The sequence below is a fragment of the Streptomyces sp. NPDC002328 genome (assembly GCF_042890065.1).
Lineage (GTDB): Bacteria > Actinomycetota > Actinomycetes > Streptomycetales > Streptomycetaceae > Streptomyces.
Map to the genome: position 1 here is coordinate 613,835 of NZ_JBIARQ010000001.1, position 25,460 is coordinate 639,294.

The following is a 25,460-nucleotide window of genomic DNA, read 5'->3' on the forward strand; positions in this document are numbered from 1 at the left end:
GGCGACCTGACCAGTGACGGGACCAGTGACGGAGGGCTTCGGGGTATGGCGCTGCGGCGAGTGCGGTTCTTCGAGGTGTCGGGGTTGCCTCGGTTACGGACGCTGTCGCGGGCCTCGCGGGCCTTCGGTCGGCGGCGCGGGCGGCTCGCGGTGCTTCTGCTCGCGCTGCTGGCGCTCCAGCTCGGGTCGCTCGTCGCCCCGGCGCACGCCTGCGGCTGCGGCGCGCTCGTCGCCGGCGATCAGCGGCGGGTCGCGGTCGGGCGGGAGGTGTCCGTCGTGCGCTGGGACGGCGCGCGGGAGCAGATCGTGATGAGCCTGACGGTGGACGGCGACGCCGACCGGGCCGCCTGGATCATGCCGGTGCCGAGCCGGGCGACCGTCGACCTCGGCGACCCGGAGCTCTTCGACCGACTGGCCGACGTCACGGCCCCCGTGCAGCGCACCCGCCATCACTTCTGGCCCCGGGACGGCGACTGGCCGCTGACCACCGGGGGCGGCCTGGCGGGCGGCCCGCCCGGACCTCCCGGGGCGGGGGCCGGCGTGGACGTCGTCGGGCGGGAGCGGCTCGGGCCGTTCGATGTCGCCCGGCTCACCGCCACCGACCCGGCCGCGCTGGGCGGCTGGCTCGACGACAACGGGTTCGCGCTGCCGTCCCGGCTGGAGGCGGCGCTCCAGCCGTACGTCGCCGACCGCTGGGAGTACGTGGCGGTACGGCTGACCCCGGAGACCCCCGGCGCCCCACTGCGCGGCGAGCTCGAACCGCTCCGCCTCACCTTCGCCAGCGACACCCTCGTCTACCCGATGCGGCTGTCACGGCTCGCGACCCTTCCGCAGTCGCTCGGCCTGTACGTCCTGGCCGAGCACCGCATGGAACCGGTCTCCCCGATCGGCGGGGAACGGCCCCGGGTCACCTTCGCGGGGCGGCTTGACGACGCGACGGGCGCGCTGGGGCGACTGGCGGCCGGAACGCCCTTCCTGACGGCCGTCGCCCAGGAGTTCCCGACCCCCTCGTCGATCTCGGCGGACCACGAACTGCGCCGCGCGGCGCGGGACACCCCGTTCCAACAGGTGATCTACGAGGACCGGCTCCTCACGCTGGCGGGCGTCCCCCTGTGGCTGCTCACCCTCCTGACCACCGCCGCCGCGCTGGCGACGGGGGCGGTGGCACTGGGCGTACGCCGCGCCTCCGGCCGACCGCCGGTACCGACTCCGCTTCCGCTTCCGCCTCCGCCATCTGCACCGCCTGTAGCGTTCGCACCGCCTGCACCGCCTGCACCGCCGGCACCGCCCGCACCGCCAGCTCCCCCGGCCCCACCCCGCTCTCCCGCTCCCCCTGCTCCTCCCACTCCTCCCGTTCCTCCCGCCTCAGCGCCGCAGGCCGATGCGGCTTCGGGGGCGCGGCCGAACGGCTGAATTCCGTCGGTCGGGGGTGCGGGCGCGGGGAACTCCGTTGCGGTGTGGGGCGTTGACGTGGGTAGTTAGTGTTCCTAACTAGATGTGCCGGGCCCACACGAGAGCACGACAGCACGAGAGGCAGAGCAGCGCATGAGCGAGTCGCAGGTATGGGACGCCGTCGACGCCTACTTCACCGCCCACCTCGCCCCGGACGACGAGGTGACCGCCGCCGCGCTGCGTGACAGCGACGCCGCCGAGCTTCCTCCGATCAGCGTCACGGCCGCGCAGGGCAAGCTGCTCCAGCTGCTCGCCGAGGTCCAGGGGGCCCGCGCGATCCTGGAGATCGGCACCCTCGGCGGGTACAGCACGATCTGGCTGGCCCGCGCGCTCCCGGCGGACGGCCGGCTGATCTCCCTGGAGTACAGCCCGAAGCACGCCGAGGTCGCCACCCGCAACATCGCCCGCGCGGGCCTCGACAAGCAGGTCGAGGTGCGGGTGGGCGCGGCCCTGGAGTCGCTGCCCCTGCTCGCCGACGAGAACCCGCCCCCGTTCGACCTGGTCTTCATCGACGCCGACAAGGTCAACAACCCTCACTACCTCGAGTGGGCGCTGAAGTTGACGCGCGCGGGCAGCCTGATCGTCCTCGACAACGTCGTGCGCGGCGGCCGGGTCGTCGACGCGGACAGCGACGCGGACGACGTCCGGGGGACCCGCGCCGCGATCGAACTCATCGGCTCGCACCCGCGGTTGAGCGGCACGGCGGTGCAGACGGTGGGGGCGAAGGGCTACGACGGGTTCGCGCTGGCACGCGTGCTCGCGTAGCCCTGCCGAGGGCGCCGCCGAAGGCGCTGCCGATGCCCGCTACCGAAGGCTCGCTACCGAAGGGCTCGCTACGCCTCGTGGTAGAAGCCGACGTTGACGCTGCGCGGCCCGGTGCGGTCCACGACCACGATCTCGCCGGCGCCGCCCCGCGGCAGCTGCACGGTGCCGCCGTAGGCGATGGTCTGGGCGTACTCGCCGACCACCAGCCGGACTTCGGAGGAGGGGTCCGGCTGGGAGCCGCGCAGCCAGCTGACCTGCCAGACGCCCTCGGGGCCGCACAGGAACTCCAGATGGACGCGGGAGACGAACAGCCAGTCCTCGGGCGTCACGAGGCGGCAGACGGACTTGTCCCGGCCCACCCGCAGCACGGCCCCCGGCTCGCTGGGCGCGTCGGCCATGAGCATGCCGGCCGTGGCACCCTCTTCCGTCCCCGAGACGGTGGCCATGGTGAGTTCGAGCACGTGCGCTCCTCGTGAGGTGTCCGACAGTGGCTTGAGATGACCTTGTGCAGCGGGCGCATACTAAATCGCCCGGCCCCGCCGCGTCCGGCACAATGGACGCATGACCGAGCGAAAGCCACCCGGTGTTCCGTTCGACTCCTGGATCGACAAGCAGATCCGGGACGCGCAACTGCGGGGTGAGTTCGATCAACTCCCGGGCGCGGGAAAGCCGTTGGATGCCGGCGCCGACACATCGTACGACGAGCTGTGGTGGATCCGGCGCAAGATGGCGCGCGAGGGGCTCTCGGTGCTCCCGCCCACGCTCGCACTGCGCAAGGAGGCGGAGGACGCCCTCATGGCGGCCTACGCGGCCCCGTCGGAGCGGATCGTCCGGAAGATCATCACGGACGTCAACGTCAAGCTCCGGGACATGATGTTCAAGCCGCCGCCCGGCCCCCCGCTCGGGATGAAGCCCTACGACGTCGAAGCGGTCGTCAGGGAGTGGCGGGAGCGCCGGGCGGCGACAGAGAACAGTTGACGCACCTGTACGTGCGTTGACGCACCTATACGTGCAGCAGCCGCTCTGTGAGTTCGCGGTAGTCGCGCAGGGCCAGGCGGAGCTGCTCGGTGTCGGCGGTCGTGGCGGTGTCGCCCTTCCTGCCCTCCGCCTTGCCCTCCGCGGCCTGCCACGCGCCGCGCAGGGTGCGGCGGCGGGTGTTCACGGCGTCGGTGAAGCGGGCGGCCAGCTCCTCCAGGACGTGGTCCGCCTCCTCGACGGCGTCCCGCGGCCGGTCGACGAACCCGGCGACCGCGTGCTGCATGCGCGAGGCGAGCTGGTCGCACTCGTCGTTGGGCAGCAGCGGGGAGCCCTGCGGGCGGCCGACCCCGTTGGAACCGTTGGACCCGTTGGACCCGACGTGCGTCCCACCGGCCGACGGGGCGGTGCGCGGGTCCGCGGAGGTACCCGCAAGGGGTTCATCCCTACGGAGTTCCTCCCTACGGGGTTCCTCCGTACGGGATTCCGTACCGGCGCCCTCACCCTTACGGGTGCCGATCCCCGTGCCCGGGAGGGTGTCCCGGCCGCTCTTGGGTTCGGCGGGGCGCGCGGGCGCGCCCGTGGCGGCCGTGTCGGGGGTCGTGTCCTTGTGGACGGGGTCCACGGGGCTCACGGGATTCGCGGGGTTCACCCGGGTCTCGTGAGCCTGCTCCGGCATCGTCCGCCGGTTCCTGTCCTCGCCGCTCGATGTCACGTCTGGCATTCCTCTCAGCCCTCCTTCGTCTGGTGCCGGTGGAAGCCTCGCGGCAGGTGGAGGCCGGAGCGGCCCTCGCCTCGGGCGTGGGTGTCCCGGCCCTGCGTCGCCCCGGTCACCGCGCGGTGACGACCGGACTCGTGCCGGCCCTCCTTCACGAGGTCGTCGAAGAGGGCGCGGGCCTCGACCATGGCGGACCGCAGGTCCTCGGTGCCGGGGGCCTGGCCGTTGCGCGCGCCGCCGTCGGTGTGGAAGCGCGCGGCGTGGTGCACGTGCCGGTAGCCGTTCACATGCCGCGCGTGGTGCACGGAGAGCGCGGCGACCTGTTCGTCGTACTGCGAGCCGTCCGGGAAGCCCCGGGCGCCGGCCACCTCGGCGACCAGCCGGTCGGCCTCGGCGACCGCCTCGCGGGGCGAGTCGACGAACCGCTCCTGCGCGGCCGTCCAGCGGGCCTCGAACCGCTCGCGCTCGGCGGGCTCCAGCGGACGTTCGTTCAGTCCGCCGTGCCGCTCCACGAGCGCGCCGAGTTCCCGCTCGGCCGCCTTGACGTCTCCGTCGTGCCGGGCCACGGCACGGTCGTACTCGGGCCCGAAGCGCTGCTTCAGGCTGCGTCCCCCGTGCGGCCCTCGGGACCGCACGGCCAGGACGGCCGCGACGGCGATGACGGCCGCCACGATCACGATCAGAGCGATGATCACGCCTGTGGACATGGTTGCCTTCCGATGTGTCGGCCCCGCGGGCCGGTTCACGATCCGGGTTGCCCGGAAGCCGTCGTACAAACAGCAAGCAAACCCGGCAGCCAGAGGGCACGAGGCCCCGGCCGTCCGCGCGCGGTACGCCAGGGCGAAGCTCTCGGCCCCCTCCAGGCAGACCTCGACCTCCGCACCGGCACGTGCTCGTCACCACCCCGGACAGACCTCTCGGCCGACCGACCCTGGACACGCAAACCACACCAGCAGAAAACGCTGCCGGATGCGGCCAGATACCGATCTCGACGGAGTGGGCGAGGCTCGCATCCAGCCGCGATGTAACGACGGCACCTCCGCGGACTTCTCGACCGGGCCGGGATACGCCGCATCCGCTGGGCGGGCTGGAAGGACGCCGATCTCGTCTTCACAACAACGGCGGGAGGCCCCACCGAACAGCCAATTCGGTGGGGCCTCCATATGCCGAACAGGGGCCGCTCGGCTCGCCTCTGTCAAGTTCGCCGGGCCTTGACGTGAATCTAATCGTCTACCTCATCGAGAAGTTCAGAAGCGTCAGTGCCCAGCTCTTCCACATGTCACGGACCCGCATCATCCGAATCTGCGAACGCCAGGGCGTCCCGATCGTCGCCGACCGCACCTACATCGGCGCCGCTCCTGGACGCCCAGGCCCGCGCTCCTGTCGAACGAGGCGTCGCCCGCCTGAAGTCCTGGCGGATCTTCCGTCGGAGCCGCTGCAGCCCGAACCGCATGACTGGCATCGCCGCCCCGGTCCTCCCTGGAGAGGCAACGCTGAGAAGGCTCATTGACCGCTCGGATCCCCGCGGCAGTGATCGCGATCAGCTCCTTGTCGAGCAGCGCCCAGAACACGATCCGCTACCCGAGGCAGGACATCCGAGCTACTGTGGATGTCATGACGACGGCCTACGAGGAAGTGCCCTTCAGCGAGCTGCTCCACCACCCCGCTGCCACCGCCCGGCGTCTGGACGCGGTCCGCGCACTGCGCCTGCGCCGACGCGACGCGGGCGACCTGGCGCTCATTCGTGCCGACCAGCTGGAGCAGGACTCCACCGTGGTCGACTTCACCGCGCGCCTGCTCGCAGGGCTGGTCCGCACCGAGAACACCGCCGCACTGCGCCAGGCCCTGCCTGATGCCCTGCCCTGGTCGGTCTTCCTCCCGGAGGACGACGTCGAGGCGATGCTCGGCGAGCTCGTGGACACTGCCCGCGGGGCTGCTGCGCTGGAGAACTTGACTCCCATCGCGCTGCTGCTGGCCCAGTGGCGGCACAGTGCCGAGATCTACGCTGACCCAGCCCTGTATGCCTTCCTCACCCGCGAGCCCGACGGCGACCTCGGCACTGTCCCCGTACCCGAGGGCGAGACCGCCGAGTGAGCCCCAAGCGCGGTGACCGCGCGGCCCCACCCCCGATCGGCGACGAATTCGACCTGCGCTTCGCCAACAGCGAGGCGGCCAACGGCTGGGACCACCTCTCCCGCCACGCCGCAGGCAACCTCCGTCGCGCCTTCGACAAGATCCGATCCGCCCCGCGGGCCGCCGATGACCCCGAGCGCCACCACCGCCTCAAGGGCAAGCTCGGCTCTACGGTCTGGAAGGGGCAGACGCTGGAGCGCTGGCAGTACGAGGTCACCGGCGGCGGCCGTATCTGGTACCTGGTCGACGACGCCGACCGCACCGCCTGGATCACCTACGCAGGCACCGGACACCCCAAACCCACCGACTGATCGCCCTTCACCTCCTGTCCACCTGCCGCAGCCGCGATTCCCGTGAGCATTGGTGCCGCCTTGGGCCGGTGGCCTGCCCGACCTCGGACCCCGACCCGGGCAGATGGGCGGTCCGGGGGCACTCAGCGGCTCGGCGCTCACATACCGGGGTGGCCCTCGGGGTGGCGTCGCATGTAGATGTTGCAGTCGGCCACGGTCGCCATGTACGTCCACGTCCGACTCCGCCTCCGGCGTGACGCCATCGACACCCTCAGCTCCGCACTTGGCGGCCCGGCCACCCCAGGAACGACCAACTGCGACGGCGACGAACCACCACCCTGCGCTGCCTTCGTCCGCTGACGCAGGTTCGAGAACCCGCAGCGCTCCTGGTACGCGGAGCCGGGCACATGGTGACGGCACAGGGGTAACGCACCAGCACGCCGGTGACAGACAGCCGCCGGGCACCCGCTCACGGGTGCCCGGCGGTCGCACATCCGGCTTATTCGGTTGCGGCCCCCGCACGTCCGCTTCCGACAATGCACGGCATGAACACCGTGGACAACATGAACCCCGTGAGCACCTTGAACGGCTGGAAGATCGCTCAGGAACCCGTGGGCTCCCCCGTCGCCGCGGCCCTGTGGCGGGCCTACTACACGGAGGTCAGCGACCGGTGGTATCTGCTGCACGAGGGGCGGCGGACCGATCCCGTCGAGTTGGAGCGGGAGATCGCCGCCGGGGCGGAGGCCCTACTGGCTCCGCCGGAGGGGCGGCTGCTGGTCGCCCGGTACGAGGGTGCGCCGGTCGGCAGCGCGGGGGTTCGGCTGCTGGACCCGGCGACGGCCGAGCTGAAGCGGGTGTTCCTGCTACCGGAGGCACGGGGCAGGGGCGGCGCGGCGCTGCTCGTCGCCGCCGCCGAGGACGCCGCCCGCGCGCTCGGCGCGGCCCGGATGGTCCTGGACACCCGCGGCGACCTGATCGAGGCCCGCACCCTGTACGCCCGCCTCGGCTACACGGAGACCGCCCCGCACAACGACGCCCCGTACGCCGACCACTGGTTCGCGAAGGACCTCGGCTGAGCCGGCCGCGGGTCCCGTCTCACGGCCGCCGCGTCACCGGGCGTTCGTCGTGCGGCTGTTCGCGGTTCGAGCCGCAGAGTTCGTCGTTGAGCTCCCGCACCAGGTGGGCCAGGTCGGTGGGGCGGTCCGGGCCCCACCAGTCGCCGAGCAGTTCCGCGAGGGACTCCTCGCGGGCCTGGGCCAGCCGGGCGGCGACCTCGCGGCCCTCGGGGGTGAGCACCAGGTCGAGGCCCTCGCGCAGCACCAGCCGGCGTTCCTCGATCTGGCGGGCCCCGTCGAGGATCACGGCGAGCGGGACGGCGCTGCGCTCGGCCAGCACCGCCGGTTCGACGGTGCCGTACCGCCGGACGCGCAGCAGCATCCAGCTGGCGACCGGGAGGAGGTCGTAGCCGGCGCGGGCGGTGATCGTGCGGTAGATCTCGCGGCGGCCCTCCCGGGTGCCGAGCACGGACAGCGCCCGGCAGACCTCGTCGTAGGACGACCGTTCGACCGGGTTGCTGGCGAGGGTCTCCGTCACGTCCGGGGCGGTGACCGAGCCGCGCAGCGGGTCCTCCCGCAGGAACCAGGCTAGGACGAAGCCGAGGAGCGCGACGGGCGCCGCGTACAGGAAGACGTCCGTGATGGAGGACGCGTACGCGTGCAGGACGGGCGGGCGCAGGGCGGCCGGCAGTTCGGCGATGACCCGGGGGTCGGCCTCCAGCGTGTCGGCGGAGACGCCGGCCGGGAGGTCGACGCCCCGGAAGGCGTCGGCGAGCTTGTCGCCGAGGCGGCCCGCGAACACCGTGCCGAAGATGGCCACGCCGAAGGACGCGCCGATGGACCGGAAGAAGGTCGCGCCGGAGGTGGCGACGCCGAGATCCTCGTAGGAGACCGCGTTCTGCACGATGAGGACGAGGACCTGCATCACCAGGCCGAGACCGAGGCCGAAGACGAAGAAGTAGGCGCTCATCTCGGCCGTGGGGCTGTTCTCGTCCAGCTGGTGGAGGAGGAGCAGGCCGAGGGTGGTGACGGCGGTGCCCGCAACCGGGAACACCTTCCACCGGCCGGTGCGGCTGACGATCTGGCCGGACGCCGTCGAGGCCAGCAGCATGCCGACCACCATGGGCAGCATGTGCACGCCGGACAGGGTGGGCGAGACGCCCTGGACTACCTGGAGGAAGGTCGGCAGGTACGTCATCGCCCCGAACATGGCGAAGCCGACGATGAAGCTGATCACCGCGGAGAGGGTGAAGGTGCGGATGCGGAACAGCTTGAGGGGGAGGACGGGTTCGGCGGCCCGCCGCTCCACGGCCACGAACGCGACGGCGAGCAGGACGCCCAGCACGGCGAGCCCGACGATCTGCGGCGAGCCCCAGCTCCAGGTGGTGCCGCCGAGGGAGGCCACGAGGACCAGGCAGGTGGCGACGGCGGCGATGAGGAAGGTGCCGAGGTAGTCGATGACGTGCTTCGTCGCCTTGCGCGGGATGCGCAGCACGCCCGCGATGACGGCGAGGGCGACGACGCCGACGGGCAGGTTGACGTAGAAGACCCAGCGCCAGCTGAGGTGTTCGGTGAACAGTCCACCGAGGAGCGGGCCGAGGACGCTGGTGGCGCCGAAGACCGCGCCGAACAGCCCCTGGTAGCGGCCGCGGTCCCGGGGCGCGACGATGTCGCCGACGATCGCCATCGACAGCACCATCAGCCCGCCGCCGCCGAGTCCCTGGAGCGCGCGGAAGCCGATGAGCTGGGCCATGTCCTGCGCCATCCCGCACAGCGCCGAGCCCACCAGGAAGATCACGATCGCGATCTGGAACAGCCGCTTGCGGCCGTACTGGTCGCCCAGCTTGCCCCAGAGCGGGGTCGCGGCCGTCGACGCCAGGAGGTACGCCGTGACCACCCAGGACAGGTGCTCCATGCCGCCGAGGTCGCTGACGATGGTGGGCAGCGCGGTCGACACGATCGTCTGGTCGAGGGCGGCGAGCAGCATGCCGAGCAGCAGGGCGCCGATCGAGACGAGGACGCCGCCGGGAACGTGCTCCTGCCGCGGGTCGCCCGTCCTGGCGTGTGCGTCCAGGGCCATGGATGCCTCCCGGGGCTCTCGTGAACACCTTCCATCGTGATCGGTGTGTCCCGTTATGGCCTCTTGAGTCCTTTCCAGTCCCGGGCTCGGTGGCGTTCATAGGGTTTTCCCGGGGGTGTCGGGCGGGTGGCCGTGTGGAGGTTCTGGGTAGTCTCTGGAGTTCACATGGGGAGGGACGAACAGGTGAACGAACCGACGGGGCGGCAGGGTCGACCGGGACAGCACGGACTGCCGTGCCCCGAGTGCGGTGCGCTCCGCGCGGCGGACAACACCCCGTCCTGCGCCTGCGCCCAGCGCGCGTCCGAAGCCCTGCGCGACACGCGCGAGGCGGAGGCGGCCGCGGCGGAGGACTTCGATCCGCTGCGCATACGGCCGTACGTGGAGCTGGATCCGGACGGGATGCCCGCTCCGACGCACGGGGCGTCCTCCCAGGCGCACGAGGCGTCCTCCGCGGCCGACGTGACCATGCCGCTGCGCGCAGTTCCCCCGTCGGATCCGGACGCGCACACGACAGCGCTCCCCGTCACGGCCGCCCCCGCCTCCTCCTCTCCTCCTCTCTACGGCGACGACGACGACGAGCCGCGCGGCCGGCGCCGGCGCCCCCTGCTGATCGCGGGCGCCGCGGCGGCCGTGGCCGTCGTCGCGGCGGTCGGCTTCGCCGGCGGGCTGTTCACCTATGAGAAGCCGACCCGGGACAGCGCCGCCGCCGAGGACGTCCGGGCGGCCGTGCCGGACACCTCGCCCAGCGTGGCGTCCGAGACGCCGTCGGCGACGCGCTCGGCGTCCCCGTCGGCCTCCCCGAGCTCCTCGCCGTCGCCCTCGGAGAGCGAGAGCCCGTCCCCGTCCGCCTCGGCGTCGAGCGCGTCGCCGTCGGCCTCCCGTTCGGCGGTGACGAGTCCGTCGCCCACCGTGGAGGACTCCACCCCGCCCCTCGCCCCGGGGAACGGGGCCGACGGCGCGGACCAGAGCAGCCCCGTGGCGACGGTCCTGCGCCCCGGCGACCGGGGGGCCGAGGTGACGGAACTCCAGCTGCGTCTGGGGCAGTTGTTGCTCTATAACGACGAGGCGAACGGCGTCTTCACCAGCCGGGTGGAAGAGGCGCTGCGCAACTACCAGTGGTCGCGGGGCATCCAGGACGACGAGGAACTCGGCGTGTACGGGCAGACGACGCGGACGCGCCTGGAGTCGGAGACGAAAGAGCCCTGAGTCGCCACTCGGAGTGACGACTTTCGCCGTACTTCACTGAACGTTCCACGAGGTGGCGTGCGTCGCGCCGGCCGGGCAGCCGCATGAGCGCTCGCTTCGGCGTCACCCGCGGGAAGGTTCTCGCGGTCACGGCAGTGGCCGCGATCGCCGCCTCGGTACTCACCGGACCGGTGTCCGCCGTCGCGGACGGAGACCGGTCGCAGCCGGACCGCTGGGGCGTGATCACCCGCAACCCGGCACCCGGCCCGGCCGGAAAACCCGCACCTCACCCCACGTGCAGCCGCACACCCTCCGCGAAGACCTCCACCCGCACCCGCCGCAGGTCCGGCACCACCACGTCCGGGCCGTGCGCCGCCGCCCGCGCGCCGACGCCCACGACCCGCATCCCGGCCGCCCGCCCCGCGGCGATCCCCGCCCCGGAGTCCTCGAAGACCACGCACTCCGCCGGAGCGACGCCCAGCTCCGCCGCCCCCTTCAGGAAGCCCTCGGGGTCCGGCTTGCTCGCGCCCACCGACTCCGCGGTGACGCGCACCTCCGGCAGCTCCAGTCCCGCCGCCGCCATCCGCGCCGTGGACAGCGGGGCGTCCGCCGAGGTGACCAGCGCGTGCGGCACGCCCCGCAGCGAGGCGAGGAACTCCGGCGCACCCGGGACGGGGACGACGCCGTCCATGTCGGCGGTCTCCTCGGCCAGCATCCGCGCGTTGTCCGCGTGGTTGAGCTCCATCGGCCGGTCGGGCAGCAGCACGGCCATGGAAGCGTGGCCCTGACGGCCGTGGACGACCTTCATGACCTCGTCGCCGTCGAGTCCGTGCTGTTCGGCCCAGCGCCGCCAGACCCGTTCCACGACGGCGTCGGAGTTGACCAGGGTGCCGTCCATGTCGAGCAGGAGGGCGCGGGCGGTCAGGACGGTGGTGGCGGACACGGCGGCCGGCATCGGCGACTCCCAGCACAGTCGAAGAAACAAGGCGGCCCCGCCCGCCGGTCAGGGAAAACGAGCGGGAGCCACTTTGTTTCCTCACGGTACAAAACAAACGGGGGCACACGCCACCCCGGGCGGAAAGCGTTCACCTTCCCTTCAGCCCACCGCCCGCGCGGCCCGCCTCACCCGGCGACCGCCTCCCACAGGCTCCACACGCCCAGCGCCAGCATCAGCACCGCCGCGACCTGCGTGATCAGCCGCAGCGGCACCCGCTTCATCAGGGCCTTCCCGCCGACGATGCCGAGCCCGGCCACCGCCCACAGGGCCAGCACCGCGCCGAGGCCGACGGAGAGCGGATCGTCGTAGCGGGCGGCGAGGTTCGCCGTCATGATCTGGGTCAGATCGCCGAACTCGGCGACGAGGATCAGCATGAAGCCGGCCCCGGAGACCTTCCAGAAGGACTGGTCCTCGGGCCTGCGGACCTCCGCGTCGCCGTCGGCTCCGCCCTTCGACAGCAGCAGCACGGCCGCGCCGCCGAGGAAGAGCACGCCGGTGAGCGCGTGCACGATCTGCTGCGGCAGCAGCGTCAGCACGCTGCCCGCCGCGACGGCGAGCACGACGTGCACCGCGAAGGCCGCGGCGACCCCGGCGAAGACGTACGAGGCGCGGTAGCGGGTGCCGAGGACGAGGCCGGCTAGGGCGGTCTTGTCGGGCAGTTCGGCGAGGAAGACGACGCCGAAGACGAGCGCCGTCACGGTAACGCTGATCAAGGTTCCTCAATCGGTCGGGCTGCCCCACCGAGAACGGGGCCTGTCGGCCCTGCGAAGACGCCTCGGCACGGCAGCGCACACGGCGCCCGTGCCGGAGGGCACGGGCGTGCACTGCTTGCCGAAGGTCTCGCTGGCGGATCCGCGTGGCGGATCGGCCTCCGGGCGCCGGCCCGGGATCCGTCACGAGGACGGGCCCGAGCAGTGTGTCGACGGTCCGGCGAAGAGCTACTCCCCTTCTGCGCCGTCCATGGTACGTGACGGCTACACCCGTCTCACGCCGGCCCGGGACCGCCCGTCCCGCGACCCGCCCGGCCGCCCCGTCGCGCGAAACCTTCACACCGAATGGCTTGTCGTGTCATGCGCACGTCATTAGCTTCTTACCGCGCGCACACCTCCCCGCAACGCGGCCCCGCGAGCATTCCCTCGCTCGCACCGCAACGCCCCCACCCCTCAAGGGAGTTCGCATGTCCAGCAGCTCTAGGTTCTACGCGCGTCAACGGGTCAGCATACTCGCGGCGCTCACCGGACTGATAGCCTCCGTCGCCCTCTTCAACGGCCCGACGGCGTCCGCCGCCCTCCCCACCCCGGTCAGCGCGGCCACCGCCCGTACCTATCTCGCCTCGCTCACCGTGGCCGCCGAGGACCGCACCGGCTACGACCGCGACCTGTTCAACCACTGGATCACCATCAGCGGCGCGTGCAACACCCGCGAGACGGTCCTCAAGCGCGACGGCTCCAACGTCGTCGTCAACTCCGCCTGCACCGCCACCAGCGGCAGCTGGTACTCCCCCTACGACGGCGCCACCTGGACCGCCGCCTCCGACCTGGACATCGACCACCTCGTGCCGCTCGCCGAGGCCTGGGACTCCGGCGCGGACGGCTGGACCAGCGCCAAGCGCCAGAACTTCGCCAACGACCTGACCCGCCCGCAGCTCATCGCCGTCACCGACAACGTCAACCAGGCCAAGGGCGACCAGGACCCGGCCACCTGGATGCCGTCGGTCTCCTCCTACCGCTGCACCTACGTCCGCGCCTGGGTCCAGGTGAAGTACTACTACGGCCTGTCGGTCGACTCCGCCGAGAAGAGCGCCCTGACGAGCTACCTCTCCGGCTGCTGACGGCCGCGTCCGGGCCCGGTTCACCCGGGCACGCGGGAACCGGCCGCGGATTCCTGGCGCGGAACCTCCCCACCGCGCCCCGTCGCTGCGTACCGTACAGGCGACGGAGGAGGCGATCACGTGGCCGGACTGCGGCTGGGACCCCTGCTGAGATACGCCGACAGCACGTCCGCGACCGTATGGGTCGAGGCGAGCCGTCCGTGCGACGCCGAAGTGCGCTGCCCGGACGGCTCCGGCGGCGCCGCCCGCACCTTCCAGGTGGCCGGCCACCACTATGCGCTGATCCCGGTGACCGGCCTCACCCCGGGCGCCTCCACGCCGTACGAGGTGTTCCTCGACGGCGCGCGCGTGTGGCCGCTGCCCGCCGCGCCCTTCTCGGCGTTCCCGCCCTCCGTCATCCACAGCCCTGCCGGGGAGGACGACGCCGTGCGGGTGGCGTTCGGCTCCTGCCGGTGGGCGGCGCCCGCGGCCGACGCCCACGACCCGGTCGGCCCCGACGCCCTCGACAGCCTCGCCGCGCGCATCGCGGGCGATCCCGAGGGCGAGCGGCCCGACGTCCTGCTGCTGCTCGGCGACCAGGTCTACGCCGACGAGACCTCCGACGCGACGCAGCGCTGGCTGGCCGCCCGCCGCGACCTGCGGGAGCCGCCGGGCACCGGGGTCGCGGACTACGAGGAGTACACCCACCTCTACTACGAGTCCTGGCTCGACCCGGAGATCCGCTGGCTGCTGTCCACCGTGCCCAGCTGCATGATCTTCGACGACCACGACGTCATCGACGACTGGAACACCTCGGCCTCCTGGCTGGCCGACATGCGGACCACCCACTGGTGGCGCGAGCGGCTGCTGAGCGGGCTGATGTCGTACTGGGTGTACCAGCACCTGGGCAACCTCTCCCCCGCCGAGCTGGCCGCCGACCCGCTCTACGCGGCCGTGCGCGCCACGCCCGACGGCACCGACGTGCTGCGCGAGTTCGCGTGCCGCGCCGACGCCGACTCGGCGTCCGTGCGCTGGAGTTACCGGCGCGACTTCGGCCGGGTGCGGCTGGTGATGGTGGACTCGCGGGCCGCGCGGGTGCTGGAGGAGGGCGCGCGCTCGATGCTCGACCCGGGCGAGGCCGAGTGGCTGCGCGCCCAGGTGCTGGACGCGCCCGGCTCGTACGACCATCTCCTGGTCGGCACCTCCCTGCCCTGGCTGCTGCCGCATCTGGTGCACGACGTGGAGGGCTGGAGCTCGGCCCTGTGCCGGGGCGAACGGGGCGCGCGCTGGGCGAAGTTCGGGGAGCGGCTGCGGCGCGGGGCGGACCTGGAGCACTGGGCGGCGTTCCCGTCGTCCTTCGCCGGACTGGCCGACCTGTTCGCGGAGGTCGGCACGGGGCCGCAGGCGCCGGCGACGGTGCTCGTGCTCTCCGGGGACGTGCACCACGCGTACGTGGCCGAGCCGCGGTGGCGGGACGGCGGGCCCGACACGCGCGTGCTGCAACTGACGTGCTCGCCCGTCCACAACTCGGTGCCGAGGTCGATCCGGGTGGGGTTCCGGTTCGGGTGGAGCGCGGTGGCGCGGGCGCTCGGCCGCCGCTTCCGCCGGCACGGGCGCTGCGCGCGACCGGCCGTCAGCTGGCGCAAGAAGGGCGGGCCCTGGTTCGGCAACCAGCTCATGACGCTGACGCTGCAAGGGCGTTCGGCCCGGCTGCGGCTGGAACGGGCGCGGGCGGCGCGGCAGGGCGGGCGCTCCCGCCTGGAGACGGTGACGGAGTCGTCGCTGAGCGGCTCCTGAGGCGGACGGTGGGTGTGGATTCGGTCACGCCGCCGGGATCGCGCGCCGGGACGGAAAGCGCTTGACGTGCTGGGGTAACACATCGGAAATCCCCAGCGGACGCAAAGCCGTGGCCAAATGTTGAACTTGCAAGCATCGTTGAGGTCCCCCTAACGTGGGTCGCTGATTCGGTACCGCCGCCCCCACCGCCGGTCCGTCCCCAGGACCGGTCGCATGACCGACACCGAAGGAGCACCCCCCACATGTCCGCTCGTCTCGACAGCGCACAGCCGTACGCGATCGGCCTGTTCCGCATCGTCGTAGGCCTGCTCTTCGCCTGCCACGGCGCCGCCTCGCTCTTCGGTGTCCTCGGCGGAGCCGTCGGCACCGACGGGGGCACCGTCGACGCCGGCGCCTGGCCCGGCTGGTACGCGGCCGTGATCCAGCTGGTCGGCGGCAGCCTCGTGCTGCTCGGCCTGGGCACGCGCGCCGCCGCGTTCATCGCCTCGGGTTCCATGGCGTACGCCTACTTCAAGGTCCACCAGCCGGAGGCGCTGTGGCCGATGGAGAACGGCGGCGAGGCCTCGGCGATGTTCTGCTGGGCCTTCCTGCTGCTGATCTTCACGGGGTCCGGCGCGTTCGGGCTGGACCAGCTGTTCGGCAAGCGCACGGCGCGTGAGCGGGCGCAGGAGCCGACGTCGCGCAAGGCGACCGTCTCGGCCTGACCCCGCGACTTCGAGGCGCCCTTCCCGTCCGTACGGGGAGGGCGCTTTCCGTCGCGTACGGGGAGCGCGCTCTCCGTTCCTGCGGGGAGGGCGCTTTCCGTCGCCCGGCGCTCGACGGTCATCCACGGCTCCGCGCAAGGCTCTTGGCGCGGGCCGGGCGTATATACGTTGCCGAACACACGAGCACCCTGTGACCCTTCTGTCACATCATCGGCGTACGCTGTATGGCTGACATGGCCGCACCTGCCGCTCCCCCGCGACACCGCGGCGAGGCCGGCCGCGACGGGGGAGACACGGGGAGTCCGGGGTGTTCGAGAGTGTGGGGGCGTGGGCGTTGATCGGCGCCCCGTGGATCTATGCGCTGGTGGCGCTGTCGGTCCTGCTCGACGTGTTTCTGCCGGTGCTGCCGAGCGGGGTGCTCGTCATCGCCGCGGCGACGGCGGCCGCCGCCGGCTCGGGCGCGGCGACCGGCCGGCTGCCGCACGAGGTGCCGGACATCCTGGCGCTGATCCTGTGCGCCGCGACCGCCTCGGTCCTGGGCGACCTGGCCGCGTACCGTCTCGCCCGGCGCGGGGGCGCGCGGCTGGACCGCGCGATCTCCCGCTCACGGCGGCTCACCACCGCGCGGGAACGTCTCGGCGGGGCGCTCGCGCGGGGCGGCGGGGCGCTGTTCGTCCTGGCCCGGTTCGCGCCCGCCGGCCGCTCGGTCGTCTCCCTCGTCGCCGGCTCCGCGCACCGGCGCGCCCGCGACTTCCTGCCCTGGTCGGCCCTGGCGGGCCTGTCCTGGGCGGTCTACAGCGTCGCGCTCGGGTACTTCGGCGCGCAGTGGCTGGGAGCGACGTGGCTGGCGACGGCGGTGTCGGTGCTGGCGTTGTTCGGGGCGGGGGCGGGGGCCGCGTTCGTCATGCGGCGACAGCCGGCGTGACGAACGCCGCCTGGGGGCTGCCGCCCCAGGCCCCCGCTTCGGCCCTTGAGGGGCCTCGTCCTCAATCGCCGGACGGGCTGGTTCTACTTCGGTGAGTCATGGAGCCGCGTACCTCCAAACCGTCCAGCAGGTCCGCTGTCGCCTGGGTGATCGTGTCCACCGCTCTGTCGAACACCTCCTGGTTGTGCGCCGCCGGTGCGCGGAAGCCGGACACCTTGCGCACGTACTGGAGGGCCGCAGCCCTGATCTCGTCCTCCGTGGCCTCCTCGGGCAGCACGGGCGGACGCAGAGTCTTGATGCTTCGGCACATGTCCCCAGTGTCACCGTTCGCCGTCGAGGTCGACGTACCAGTCGTTGGACGTGATCCAGTGGCCCTTCGGATACTCGAAGTCGGCCTGACCGAGCAGCGTGAAGCCCGCCTTGCGGCACACCCCGTTGGACGCGGCGTGCCCGACGCCGGGAAAGGCGTGCAGGGCCGCGTGGCCGCCGCCGGCGCGCCGCAGGGAGCGCACGGTCTCGACGAGCGCCTGTGCCGCGCTCGCGGCGAGGCCTCTGCCCTGGAACTCGGGGAGGATCGCCCACCCCGTCTCCCACACCGTCCCGCCCCGCCACTCGCGCTCCCAGTAGCCGATCGACCCGACGGTCTCCCCGCTCCGCGCCGACACGACCCGGAACATGCGCCCGGTCGTCAGCTCGACGTACCGCCGATGCCGCTCCGCGAGCTTGTCCTCCGGCTCCGGCCCGCCCAGGTGGGCCGTCATCTCCGGCGAGTTGGCCCGCCGCAGCAGCCAGAAGTCGCCCTCCGCCCAGGGCGTCAGCCGCACCGGTTCCACGCCGGTCCCCTCGGCGCCCTCCGCCGCGCCCGCCTCCATCGCGCCCACCCCCTCCTGCGCACCCGTCCCGTCCATGCCGCCACGGTAGGACACGGCACTGACAGTCCCGTGAGCGAGCGATCGGCCCGTCCGTCCAACTTCTATCAACTCGGCGGACCGGCAAGCCAGTTGGCGTCACGGCGGTCGGCCCTGAGTGGAAGCGCCCCTTTCGCGGGTGTTAGATGGAAGGCGTCACGACCGTGGAGACGTGCCCGCGACGACGGGCGGCCGGCGGTCCGCGATCCCCCGGCCCGTGTCCGCCCCGGCCAAGTCCATGCCGAAGCCTCGCGTGAGGAGTACTGCCATGCCCGCTGCCAGCCAGGTCGTCCTCGAGCCCGCGGCACGAGACGTCGCCGAGGGGTTCTCGAATCCGCCGTTCCTGTACGAGATGGCGCCGGCCGACGCCCGGCAGGTCCTCGCGGACGCGCAGGCCGCCCCCGTCGGCAAGCTCCCGGTCGACGAGGAGTGGATCACCGTTCCCGCCCAGGTGGGGGACGTCCGCGTGCGCATCGTCAAGCCGCGGGGCGCCACCGGCATGCTGCCGGTCATCGTGTACATGCACGGGGGCGGCTGGATCCTCGGCGACGCCGCGACCCACGACCGGCTCGTGCGCGAACTCGCCGTCGGGGCCGGCGCGGCGCTCGCGTTCGTGGAGTACGCGAACTCGCCGGAAGCCCACTACCCGACCGCGATCGAGCAGGGCTACGCCACCGCCCAGTGGATCACCCGGCACGGGGCGTCCAAGGGCCTCGACGCCTCCCGGATGGCGGTGGCCGGCGAGTCGGTGGGCGGCAACATGACGGCCGCGCTGGCGCTGATGGCCAAGGAACGCGGCGACGTCACCTTCGTCCAGCAGTCGATGTACTACCCGGTCACCGACGCGGCGATGGACACCGAGTCGTACGACAGGTTCGCCACCGGCTACTACCTCACCCGCCAGGCGATGGAATGGTTCTGGGACGCCTACACCACCGACCCGGCACAGCGCGCCGAGATCACGGCGTCGCCGAACCGCGCGAGCACCGAGCAGGTCGCCGGCCTGCCGCCCGCGTACATGTGCGTCGACGAGGCCGATGTGCTGCGCGACGAGGGAGAGGCCTACGCCGCCAAGCTCCGCTCGGCCGGCGTCCCCGTGACGACCGTGCGCTACGACGGCACCATCCACGACTTCATGCTGCTCAACGCGCTCAGCGAGACCCGCGCCACGCGAGCCGCCATCGACCAGGCCACCGCCTTCCTGCGCACCGGGCTCGGCACCGACTGACGCACCCCGCCGCCACGATTCTCATCGTTCGAACACATGAACCACCCGAGAGAACTCGCCACCCAAAATCGAACAGGCGTACCATTGCCGTGTGGCGAGTTCCTTTGACTTCCCCAGCGATCTGCGCGCCGGTCAGGAGGAGCTGCATCAAGTGCGGGCCGAGCTGTCGGTCCTGCTGAAGCGGCTCCCCTGGTCGGTCGAGCCGCTGGACGGTTTCAGCGACGTCGGCGGCTGGCGCAAGGTGGAGCGCCCCGCCTCTCCCGGCTGGACGGCCGACGAACAGGCCGAGGTGGAGAAGCTCCGGCAGCGGGAGCACGAACTCGCCGTGTTCGTCAGCTGCCACCGGTTCTGGGCCGAGGTCGCCGCCGGGGAGCGCGTGGACGCCCGTATGCGGCTCAAGCACGCGCACGGGGCCCCGCCGGAGCAGGAGGACCCCGCCGAGGGGTCCTAGGAACACGCGAGAGGGCCCCCGGAACTCTCCGGGGGCCCTCTCGCATCTCCTGGTGGGCGCGGACGGTTTCGAACCGCCGACATCCTGCTTGTAAGGCAGGCGCTCTACCCCTGAGCTACGCACCCAGGACGAGTCGACAGCCTACATGGCCGGGGGCACTGCCCCGCAAACGTGTATCGCGTCGCCCACGCGGGCCGCCCACGCGGGCCGACCACGCGAGGGAGGGGGATAACCCCACCTTCGATCCGGGAGCGCACCGGATCGTCCGGCCGGGCCCGGCTCCCTAGTGTCGGAGACGTCAAGAACAGCGACGTCGACGCGGGCCGGGGCCCGCCCAGGGGGAACCACCATGAGCCGCACCGCCCGCACCGCCCGCGCCCTCCTCCTCACCGGTCTGGTCGCCGTCCTCGCCGCGACCGGCACCGCCTGTTCCTCCGCCTCGGACGACGCGGACCCGGAGCAGCGGTCGTTCGCGCTCCAGGGCCGCACCCTCACCGTCGACTCCGACGACTCCACGCTGGAGATCGTCGCCTCGGACGCGCACAAGGCGGGCAGCGTCCAGGTCACCCGCTGGTTCGACGCGTCGGTGGTGTTCGGCGACGAGCCGGAGGTGACCTGGTCGATGAAGGACGACCGGCTGACGCTGCGGACGAAGTGCTCCGGCGTGGTCGCCGACTGCTCGGCCAAGCACCGCATCGAGGTGCCGCGCGGCATCGCCGTCAAGGTCGACGAGGACGACGGCAGCGTCCGCGCGCGGGGGTTCGCGGACGCCCTCAGCATCCACACGAAGGACGGGTCCGTGCACGTCACCGACTCCAGCGGGCCGCTGGAGCTGAGCAGCGACGACGGTTCGGTGCGCGCGGAGGTCGCCTCGCGGCGGGTGAGCGCGCGGACCGAGGACGGCTCGGTGCGCATCGACCTGAGCGCCGTACCGGACCGGGTGGAGTCGTTCAGCGACGACGGTTCGGTGAGCATCGTGCTGCCGCCGGCCACGTACCGGGTGACGGCCGAGTCCGACGACGGCGGGCGGAAGATCTCCGTGCCGCAGGACCCGTCCAGCGCGCACGTGGTCTCGGCGCGGACCCGCGACGGTGAAATCACCGTGCGGAACGCGAACTGACCGGCCCGTGTGTTCGTCCTTATCCGGTGGGAGAATGACACCGGGCAGGGCGAATCACAGCACGGGAGAGGGATGTGACGGCGACACCAGCGCAGCCGTACTCGCCGTCGGAGCCGCGCGCACGCCGGCCCGCACACCGGCTCACGCGCCGGTCCGCACACCGCTCAGCGCATCGCTCAGCGCTGCGGGACGCGGTCGTCCTCGCCGCGCTTCCACTCGTCGCCGCGCTCGCGCTGCCGGCCGCGTTCGCGGGCGGCGGCACCCGGCGCTGGTTCGGCGGGCGGGCGGAGGGGCAGCGGGCCGAGGCGCAGGCCGCGAAGGACGCCGCCGCCGCCGCGTTCTACGAACTGGACACCGCCCAGCGGGATCTGCGGATCTCGATCGAGACCATCACCGCCGTGGACGACTCCCCGGCGGCCCGGCGCGCCGTCGCCGACTTCGAGGCGATCGGGCGGCGCGTCGACGAGGCCAGCCGCCAGTACATCCAGGCCGTCGACGCCCATGACCTCGACCGTGACGACCTGGAGGCCTCGGCGGCCACCCGCGCGCGGGGCGAACTGACCCGCGCCAAGGAGGAACTGGGGCGGGTCAAGCAGGAACTGGACCGGTTCACGGACGGGCTGGGGCCGCTGCTGGGGAAGGCCGAGACGCAGTTGGCGCGGCTCGCGCCCGCCGTGGAGCGGGCCCGGCAGGCGCTGCTCGCGGCGTCGAACGCGCTGGACGCCGCGCGGGGCACGGGGCTGCGGGCCGACGACCTGGCGGCCCGGCTGGCGACGCTGGCGCCCGAGCTGACCCGGCTCAACCAGGGCGCCGGGCAGCACGGCGTGCCGCAGACGCTGGAGCGGGCCGAGCGGGTCTCCCGGGAGGCCGAGGCGGTCCGGGCCGAGGCCGAGCGGCTGCCGGAGAAGGCCGCCGAGATCGACCACCGCCTGGTGTCGCTGCGGACCCGCGCGCAGGCGCTGACGACCCGGGCCGGGCAGGTCGAGCCGGTGCTGAGCGAGCTGCGGCGGCGGTTCACGGCGGCCTGCTGGCAGGACCTCCAGCAGGTCCCGCACCAGGCCGTGGAGCACGTACGGCAGGCCGAGGCGAGGCTCGCCGAGGCGCGGGCCGCGCGGGAGGAGCAGCGCTGGCCGGACGCCACCGCGCTGCTGTCGACGGCGCGGGCGCTGCTGAACGCCACCGACGAGGCCGTCTCGGCCGCGGGCGACCGTCTCTCCCGGCTCAACGCCGTGCAGAAGGACCCCCGGCGCGAGATAGAGCGGACCCGGTTCGCGATCCGCGACGCCCAGCGGCTCGCCATGGCCGGCCGCAACACCCCCGACCCGCGCCACGCCCGGCCCCTGGACGAGTCCGTGGCCCGCCTGGACCGGGCGATCACCACGCTGGACGGCCACCACCCCGACTACTGGCACTTCCTGACCGAGACCGAGGCGGTCCGCCACACGGTGTCCGAGGTGGTGGCCCACATCCGCGAGGAGCGCGGCTCCGCGGCCGGCCACTGACCCCGCGCCCCCGTCTCCCCACCCCCGCGCGCGCCTTCGCGCCCGTCCGCCGGCTGCCGTTGCCGCCTGTGTCCGGCGGGCGGATATTGGAGGGGCGTACCGGGTCCGCCGGGGTGTCTACGGTTCGAGGAGGCGGCGATGGCCACTCACGCGATGCGCTCCGAGGGGCGGCGGCGTATTCGGCTCGACGATCATCTGCCCGTCGATCACCGGCTGAACCGGGTCTACCGGATCGGGGCGGGGCTGATGGGGCTCGGGCTGCTGGTGTTCGGGATCTTCGGGATCATGAGCCGGATCGGCTTCTTCGACACCGGCGGGGACACCGTCTGGGCGCTGAACACCAACGGCGCGCTCAGCTGGCTGTCGGTCGCCGTCGGGCTGCTGCTGCTGGCCGGCATGGTGATCGGCGGGAACTTCGCCTCCACGCTGAACCTGACCCTCGGCGTGCTGTTCATCCTGAGCGGCTTTTTGAACATGGCCCTGCTGGAGACCGAGTTCAACTTCCTGGCGTTCGAGATCCAGAACTGCATGCTCAGTTTCGTGATCGGGATCCTGCTGCTGGTCTTCGGGATGTACGGCAGGGTCGGTTCGGCCCTGCCGCACGACAACCCCTACTACCGGGCCCGCCACCCCGACCTGGCGGAAGAGCGGGACCGGAACCGCGAACGCCGGGAGGAGTTCCCGGCCTGATCGGTGCGAGCGGCGCCGGTCAGGTGCGGCGAGCGCTGATCAGGTGCGGTACGCGTAGTAGTTCGCGTTCGGGTACGAGGCGATGATGCTCTGCACCGACCGGCTGTACGTGTTGGTCGAGTGGTACGTCAGGTACGGCACGCCACGGCTCTTCGAGGTGACGATCATCGTGTGGTCCTTCGAGCCGTCGCGGTCGAAGTCCACCTGGAGCACGTCGCCGACGTCCATCTGGTAGACGTTGGCGAGGCTGGTCGTCCGCTTGGAGTTCTGGGCGAACCAGGACCACTCGTTGACGCCGACGAACGAGTGCGACTGGATCTCGGCGTTGCCGAACCACCTGGTGTAGTCGTACACGTAGCCGGGGACGTGCTTCCAGCCGCCCGCCTTCAGGGACTGGCTGACGAAGTTGGTGCAGTCACCGCCCGCGCCCTGGCCGTTGAAGTTGGGGTAGGCCGTGTTGTAGTTCGACCAGTACTTCTTGGCGTACGCGGCCATCGCGTTGTAGTCCAGGCCACTGGCGGTGAAGTTCTTCGCCTTGGCCGGGCCGGGGTACGTGGTGGACGCCTTGGGCGCGGCGGGGGTGGTGCTGGTGGTCTTGGCGACCCGGGGGGCGACGGCGGGCTTGTCCGTCTGGTTCACCGCGACGCCCTCGTCGGTGTCACGGATGCCGGTGAGCTGCCAGTTGCCGCTCTTGTCGGCGGTGAACGTCAGCTCGTGGCGGGCCTGGAAACCGGTGGCCTTCGGCTCGTCGCCGCGGACCTTCGCGTAGGTGAGCGTGGTGGTCTCGGTGACCGCGACCTTGGCCGTGCGGCCCGTCACGCGGGTGGCGTCCAGGGTGACGGTGGTGTTGCCGCCGCTGTACTTCTCGCCGAGCTTGGCGAGCTGGTCCTTGCGCTGGTCCAGCGAGGACAGGGCGGAGTCCTCGGTGCGGGCCAGCCCGGAGGACAGCTTGACCTTCCCGCTGAAGCCGTCGGTCAGCGGCTTCTTGCGGTCGCTCTGCTTGTCGTCGACCAGGGCCTCCGTACGGTCGGTGAAGACCGCGTCCGCCAGCCGCTGGAAGGTCGCCTTGGTCTTCGCGTCCACCTTGGGGTCGTCGACGACAGCGGCGCCGGCGCTCCAGTTGGGGATCAGCGCCACTCCGGCGACGACCGAAGTGGCGGCCGCGCCGAGTATGGTGGCGCGGCGCCGCGTACGGCTCAATTTCCTTGACTTCACTAGTGTTTTCCCCTCTTGCCCCGGCGGGAGGGATGCCGGGACCGGAATCTTCGCACGCCATGTGTATCTGTTGTGAAGAGGGGTACGGCCGGGAAAGCCAGGGAGTTATACGACTGTCACTGGGGCGGCCGCGACACGTGTCAGCGTGCGGCCGCAACGTTACTTCACGACTGTCGACCAGTCGGGGCTCTGCGCCGGATCCAGGGTGCGCAGCCGCTCCAGCGTCGCCGGCTTCTGGACGTCCATCCAGTCGGCGAGCTCCTTGAAGGACACGCACTTGACGTCCTTCTTGGTGCACACGGTCTTGATGACCTCGTCGACGGCGTCCATGTAGATGCCGCCGTTCCACTCCTCGAAGTGGTTGCCGATGAACAGCGGGGCGCGGCTGCCGTAGTAGACGCGGTTGAAGCCGGCCATGTAGGTGCCGACGGTCTCCTGCTCCCACTGCGGGTACTTCGCCGGGTCGCCCTGGGTCTGGCCGTCGGACTGGTTGTAGAGGAAGTTGAAGTCCATGGACAGGCCCTGGTACTTGCCGCCCTCGTAGGGGAGCATCTGGAGCGGGAAGTCCCAGATGCCGTTCTTCTTCGCCGGCCAGATCTGGAAGTCGCCCTTGGAACTGGCGTCGTAGCGCCAGCCGTAGCTCTTGGCGGCCTTCAGCAGGTTCGCCTGGCCCTCCAGGCAGGGGGCGCGGCCGCCGGCGACCTCTTTCTTGAAGTCGAAGGGCAGCGGGTCCATGTCGGTGTAGCCGGTGTTCGTCTTCCACTTCTCGGCGAAGGTGAAGAACTGGTCGATCTCGCTCTTCCACTCCTCGACGCTCCAGTCGTCGCCGCCCTTGGCGCCGCAGAAGTGGCCGTTGAAGTGGGTGCCGATCTCGTTCCCCTCCTCCCACGCCTTGCCGAGCTGCTCGATCGTGGTGCGGATGTGGTCGTCGGTGGGGAAGCTGATCGCCGCCGAGCCCTTGGGGTGCTGCGGCGGGCTGTAGAGGTCCTTCTTGCTCTTCGGCAGCAGATAGATGCCGGTGAGGAAGAAGGTCATGTGGGCGTTGTACTCCTTCGCCATCTCCCGGTAGTGCTCGAAGAGTTCGTCCTCGCCGGCCAGCGCTCCGTCCTAGGAGAAGACGACGAACTGGGGCGGTTTCTCACCGGGCTTGAGCGGCTCGGCCTTCAGGCCGCCCTTCTGCGGGCCGGTGTACGAGGTGGAGCCGTCCCCCAGGACCTTGGTCTTGCCGTCCCATTTCGGCTCCTCGGTGGCCGTCGCGGTCTTCCTCTGTTCCCCCGAGGACGCGGTCGGCGCGGTGTTCGCCGTGCGGTTCAGCACCAGGTACCCCGCCGTCAGGGAGGCGACGACGAGGAAGGCCGCCAGGCTCAGGAAGCCGGGGCGGGCGGCGGGGCGGCGCGGTGCCGGGGCCTTGCGGCGGCGGCCCGACGGTGACTTCATGTGCGGCTCATTCTCCAAGCGGT

The 25,460-nt window shown here is 72.0% G+C and carries 25 protein-coding genes, 1 tRNA gene and 2 pseudogenes; 17 read left to right on the forward strand and 11 right to left on the reverse strand.

Annotated elements, in window-relative coordinates:
* Positions 1 to 45: 45 nt before the first annotated feature.
* Positions 46 to 1,413: a DUF2330 domain-containing protein gene (locus ACFYX4_RS02770; RefSeq protein ID WP_389324671.1), complete on the forward strand. Its 1,368-nt coding sequence runs from the start codon at positions 46 to 48 to the stop codon at positions 1,411 to 1,413.
* 132 nt (positions 1,414 to 1,545) lie between these two features.
* Positions 1,546 to 2,217 carry an O-methyltransferase gene (locus ACFYX4_RS02775; RefSeq protein WP_389324674.1) on the forward strand — a complete coding sequence of 224 codons (672 nt, stop codon included), beginning with the start codon at positions 1,546 to 1,548 and terminating at the stop codon, positions 2,215 to 2,217.
* 68 nt (positions 2,218 to 2,285) lie between these two features.
* On the opposite strand, the gene ACFYX4_RS02780 is transcribed toward ACFYX4_RS02775, so the two are convergent.
* On the reverse strand, positions 2,286 to 2,678 hold the full coding sequence (locus ACFYX4_RS02780; RefSeq protein WP_389324677.1) for a hypothetical protein: 393 nt from the start codon (positions 2,676 to 2,678) through the stop codon (positions 2,286 to 2,288).
* 100 nt (positions 2,679 to 2,778) lie between these two features.
* On the opposite strand from ACFYX4_RS02780, the gene ACFYX4_RS02785 reads away from it, so the two are divergent.
* Positions 2,779 to 3,195 (forward strand): DUF1992 domain-containing protein, encoded by a 417-nt coding sequence (locus tag ACFYX4_RS02785; RefSeq protein WP_389324680.1) that lies wholly within the window; start codon positions 2,779 to 2,781, stop codon positions 3,193 to 3,195.
* 25 nt (positions 3,196 to 3,220) lie between these two features.
* Here ACFYX4_RS02785 and ACFYX4_RS02790 read toward each other — a convergent pair whose 3' ends face one another.
* A complete protein-coding gene (locus ACFYX4_RS02790; protein ID WP_389324683.1) occupies positions 3,221 to 3,916 on the reverse strand; it encodes a hypothetical protein in 696 nt (231 codons plus the stop codon).
* A gap of 5 nt (positions 3,917 to 3,921) precedes the next feature.
* A complete protein-coding gene (locus ACFYX4_RS02795) occupies positions 3,922 to 4,617 on the reverse strand; it encodes a hypothetical protein (protein ID WP_389324686.1) in 696 nt (231 codons plus the stop codon).
* 581 nt (positions 4,618 to 5,198) lie between these two features.
* Between ACFYX4_RS02795 and ACFYX4_RS02800 the strand changes: the two are divergent.
* The 4 genes and pseudogenes from ACFYX4_RS02800 to ACFYX4_RS02815 form a co-directional block, all read left to right on the forward strand.
* Positions 5,199 to 5,407 (forward strand): annotated as a pseudogene (locus ACFYX4_RS02800) (IS5/IS1182 family transposase); the annotation flags it as partial.
* Between the two features lie 117 nt (positions 5,408 to 5,524).
* Positions 5,525 to 6,004, forward strand: a complete 480-nt coding sequence (locus ACFYX4_RS02805; protein WP_389324689.1) for a hypothetical protein — start codon at positions 5,525 to 5,527, stop codon at positions 6,002 to 6,004.
* The gene (locus tag ACFYX4_RS02810; protein WP_389324692.1) at positions 6,001 to 6,354 is read left to right on the forward strand and encodes a hypothetical protein; all 354 of its coding nucleotides are present in this window, start codon (positions 6,001 to 6,003) and stop codon (positions 6,352 to 6,354) included. Before ACFYX4_RS02805 ends, ACFYX4_RS02810 begins: the two co-directional genes overlap by 4 nt.
* Before the next feature lie 524 nt (positions 6,355 to 6,878).
* Positions 6,879 to 7,409, forward strand: a complete 531-nt coding sequence (locus ACFYX4_RS02815; protein ID WP_389324695.1) for a GNAT family N-acetyltransferase — start codon at positions 6,879 to 6,881, stop codon at positions 7,407 to 7,409.
* Positions 7,410 to 7,428: 19 nt separating this feature from the next.
* On the opposite strand, the gene ACFYX4_RS02820 is transcribed toward ACFYX4_RS02815, so the two are convergent.
* Positions 7,429 to 9,468 (reverse strand): DHA2 family efflux MFS transporter permease subunit, encoded by a 2,040-nt coding sequence (locus ACFYX4_RS02820; RefSeq protein WP_389324698.1) that lies wholly within the window; start codon positions 9,466 to 9,468, stop codon positions 7,429 to 7,431.
* A gap of 183 nt (positions 9,469 to 9,651) precedes the next feature.
* On the opposite strand from ACFYX4_RS02820, the gene ACFYX4_RS02825 reads away from it, so the two are divergent.
* Positions 9,652 to 10,674 carry a peptidoglycan-binding protein gene (locus ACFYX4_RS02825; RefSeq protein WP_389324701.1) on the forward strand — a complete coding sequence of 341 codons (1,023 nt, stop codon included), beginning with the start codon at positions 9,652 to 9,654 and terminating at the stop codon, positions 10,672 to 10,674.
* Between the two features lie 265 nt (positions 10,675 to 10,939).
* Here the strand turns inward: ACFYX4_RS02825 and ACFYX4_RS02830 are convergent, their stop codons facing one another.
* Together ACFYX4_RS02830 and ACFYX4_RS02835 are read right to left on the reverse strand one after the other, a co-directional pair.
* Positions 10,940 to 11,608, reverse strand: a complete 669-nt coding sequence (locus tag ACFYX4_RS02830) for an HAD-IA family hydrolase (protein ID WP_389324703.1) — start codon at positions 11,606 to 11,608, stop codon at positions 10,940 to 10,942.
* A 167-nt stretch (positions 11,609 to 11,775) separates the two neighbouring features.
* Positions 11,776 to 12,363, reverse strand: coding sequence for a TMEM165/GDT1 family protein (locus tag ACFYX4_RS02835; protein WP_389324706.1), 588 nt, complete (start codon positions 12,361 to 12,363; stop codon positions 11,776 to 11,778).
* A gap of 464 nt (positions 12,364 to 12,827) precedes the next feature.
* Between ACFYX4_RS02835 and ACFYX4_RS02840 the strand changes: the two genes are divergently transcribed.
* From ACFYX4_RS02840 to ACFYX4_RS02855, 4 genes are all read left to right on the forward strand, one after another.
* Positions 12,828 to 13,481: an HNH endonuclease family protein gene (locus ACFYX4_RS02840; protein ID WP_389324709.1), complete on the forward strand. Its 654-nt coding sequence runs from the start codon at positions 12,828 to 12,830 to the stop codon at positions 13,479 to 13,481.
* Positions 13,482 to 13,601: 120 nt separating this feature from the next.
* The gene (locus ACFYX4_RS02845) at positions 13,602 to 15,257 is read left to right on the forward strand and encodes an alkaline phosphatase D family protein (RefSeq protein ID WP_389324713.1); all 1,656 of its coding nucleotides are present in this window, start codon (positions 13,602 to 13,604) and stop codon (positions 15,255 to 15,257) included.
* A 242-nt stretch (positions 15,258 to 15,499) separates the two neighbouring features.
* Complete coding sequence (locus ACFYX4_RS02850) at positions 15,500 to 15,961, forward strand: DoxX family protein (RefSeq protein ID WP_389324716.1); 462 nt, start codon at positions 15,500 to 15,502, stop codon at positions 15,959 to 15,961.
* Between the two features lie 307 nt (positions 15,962 to 16,268).
* A complete protein-coding gene (locus ACFYX4_RS02855) occupies positions 16,269 to 16,886 on the forward strand; it encodes a DedA family protein (RefSeq protein ID WP_389324719.1) in 618 nt (205 codons plus the stop codon).
* A gap of 61 nt (positions 16,887 to 16,947) precedes the next feature.
* Here the strand turns inward: ACFYX4_RS02855 and ACFYX4_RS02860 are convergent, their stop codons facing one another.
* Together ACFYX4_RS02860 and ACFYX4_RS02865 are read right to left on the reverse strand one after the other, a co-directional pair.
* A complete protein-coding gene (locus tag ACFYX4_RS02860) occupies positions 16,948 to 17,196 on the reverse strand; it encodes a DUF2277 domain-containing protein (RefSeq protein ID WP_389324722.1) in 249 nt (82 codons plus the stop codon).
* 10 nt (positions 17,197 to 17,206) lie between these two features.
* Positions 17,207 to 17,758: a GNAT family N-acetyltransferase gene (locus ACFYX4_RS02865; RefSeq protein ID WP_389326699.1), complete on the reverse strand. Its 552-nt coding sequence runs from the start codon at positions 17,756 to 17,758 to the stop codon at positions 17,207 to 17,209.
* A gap of 304 nt (positions 17,759 to 18,062) precedes the next feature.
* Here ACFYX4_RS02865 and ACFYX4_RS02870 point away from each other — a divergent pair, with 304 nt between their 5' ends.
* Together ACFYX4_RS02870 and ACFYX4_RS02875 are read left to right on the forward strand one after the other, a co-directional pair.
* The gene (locus ACFYX4_RS02870; protein ID WP_389324725.1) at positions 18,063 to 19,022 is read left to right on the forward strand and encodes an alpha/beta hydrolase; all 960 of its coding nucleotides are present in this window, start codon (positions 18,063 to 18,065) and stop codon (positions 19,020 to 19,022) included.
* Between the two features lie 91 nt (positions 19,023 to 19,113).
* Positions 19,114 to 19,473, forward strand: coding sequence for a hypothetical protein (locus ACFYX4_RS02875; protein ID WP_389324728.1), 360 nt, complete (start codon positions 19,114 to 19,116; stop codon positions 19,471 to 19,473).
* Between the two features lie 50 nt (positions 19,474 to 19,523).
* Here ACFYX4_RS02875 and ACFYX4_RS02880 read toward each other — a convergent pair.
* Positions 19,524 to 19,598: transfer RNA gene (locus ACFYX4_RS02880), tRNA-Val, on the reverse strand.
* A gap of 224 nt (positions 19,599 to 19,822) precedes the next feature.
* Here ACFYX4_RS02880 and ACFYX4_RS02885 point away from each other — a divergent pair.
* The 3 genes from ACFYX4_RS02885 to ACFYX4_RS02895 all read left to right on the forward strand — a co-directional run bounded on the left by ACFYX4_RS02885 (position 19,823) and on the right by ACFYX4_RS02895 (position 22,785).
* The gene (locus ACFYX4_RS02885; RefSeq protein WP_389324731.1) at positions 19,823 to 20,593 is read left to right on the forward strand and encodes a DUF4097 family beta strand repeat-containing protein; all 771 of its coding nucleotides are present in this window, start codon (positions 19,823 to 19,825) and stop codon (positions 20,591 to 20,593) included.
* A 74-nt stretch (positions 20,594 to 20,667) separates the two neighbouring features.
* Positions 20,668 to 22,095, forward strand: coding sequence for a hypothetical protein (locus ACFYX4_RS02890; protein WP_389324734.1), 1,428 nt, complete (start codon positions 20,668 to 20,670; stop codon positions 22,093 to 22,095).
* A gap of 138 nt (positions 22,096 to 22,233) precedes the next feature.
* Positions 22,234 to 22,785, forward strand: coding sequence for a DUF4383 domain-containing protein (locus tag ACFYX4_RS02895; protein WP_389324738.1), 552 nt, complete (start codon positions 22,234 to 22,236; stop codon positions 22,783 to 22,785).
* 39 nt (positions 22,786 to 22,824) lie between these two features.
* Here the strand turns inward: ACFYX4_RS02895 and ACFYX4_RS02900 are convergent, their stop codons facing one another.
* Together ACFYX4_RS02900 and ACFYX4_RS02905 are read right to left on the reverse strand one after the other, a co-directional pair.
* A complete protein-coding gene (locus ACFYX4_RS02900) occupies positions 22,825 to 23,985 on the reverse strand; it encodes an amidase domain-containing protein (protein WP_389324741.1) in 1,161 nt (386 codons plus the stop codon).
* 174 nt (positions 23,986 to 24,159) lie between these two features.
* Positions 24,160 to 25,437 (reverse strand): annotated as a pseudogene (locus tag ACFYX4_RS02905) (hypothetical protein).
* Positions 25,438 to 25,460 lie beyond the last annotated feature (23 nt).

Coding starts and splice junctions, on each gene's coding strand:
- ACFYX4_RS02770 (WP_389324671.1), top strand. CDS start 46: ATGGCGCTGCGGCGAGTGCGGTTCTTCGAGGTGTCGGGGTTGCCTCGG.
- ACFYX4_RS02775 (WP_389324674.1), top strand. CDS start 1,546: ATGAGCGAGTCGCAGGTATGGGACGCCGTCGACGCCTACTTCACCGCC.
- ACFYX4_RS02785 (WP_389324680.1), top strand. CDS start 2,779: ATGACCGAGCGAAAGCCACCCGGTGTTCCGTTCGACTCCTGGATCGAC.
- ACFYX4_RS02790 (WP_389324683.1), bottom strand. CDS start 3,916: ATGCCAGACGTGACATCGAGCGGCGAGGACAGGAACCGGCGGACGATG.
- ACFYX4_RS02795 (WP_389324686.1), bottom strand. CDS start 4,617: ATGTCCACAGGCGTGATCATCGCTCTGATCGTGATCGTGGCGGCCGTC.
- ACFYX4_RS02805 (WP_389324689.1), top strand. CDS start 5,525: ATGACGACGGCCTACGAGGAAGTGCCCTTCAGCGAGCTGCTCCACCAC.
- ACFYX4_RS02815 (WP_389324695.1), top strand. CDS start 6,879: ATGAACACCGTGGACAACATGAACCCCGTGAGCACCTTGAACGGCTGG.
- ACFYX4_RS02820 (WP_389324698.1), bottom strand. CDS start 9,468: ATGGCCCTGGACGCACACGCCAGGACGGGCGACCCGCGGCAGGAGCAC.
- ACFYX4_RS02830 (WP_389324703.1), bottom strand. CDS start 11,608: ATGCCGGCCGCCGTGTCCGCCACCACCGTCCTGACCGCCCGCGCCCTC.
- ACFYX4_RS02840 (WP_389324709.1), top strand. CDS start 12,828: ATGTCCAGCAGCTCTAGGTTCTACGCGCGTCAACGGGTCAGCATACTC.
- ACFYX4_RS02850 (WP_389324716.1), top strand. CDS start 15,500: ATGTCCGCTCGTCTCGACAGCGCACAGCCGTACGCGATCGGCCTGTTC.
- ACFYX4_RS02860 (WP_389324722.1), bottom strand. CDS start 17,196: ATGTGCCGAAGCATCAAGACTCTGCGTCCGCCCGTGCTGCCCGAGGAG.
- ACFYX4_RS02865 (WP_389326699.1), bottom strand. CDS start 17,758: ATGGAGGCGGGCGCGGCGGAGGGCGCCGAGGGGACCGGCGTGGAACCG.
- ACFYX4_RS02870 (WP_389324725.1), top strand. CDS start 18,063: ATGCCCGCTGCCAGCCAGGTCGTCCTCGAGCCCGCGGCACGAGACGTC.
- ACFYX4_RS02885 (WP_389324731.1), top strand. CDS start 19,823: ATGAGCCGCACCGCCCGCACCGCCCGCGCCCTCCTCCTCACCGGTCTG.
- ACFYX4_RS02895 (WP_389324738.1), top strand. CDS start 22,234: ATGGCCACTCACGCGATGCGCTCCGAGGGGCGGCGGCGTATTCGGCTC.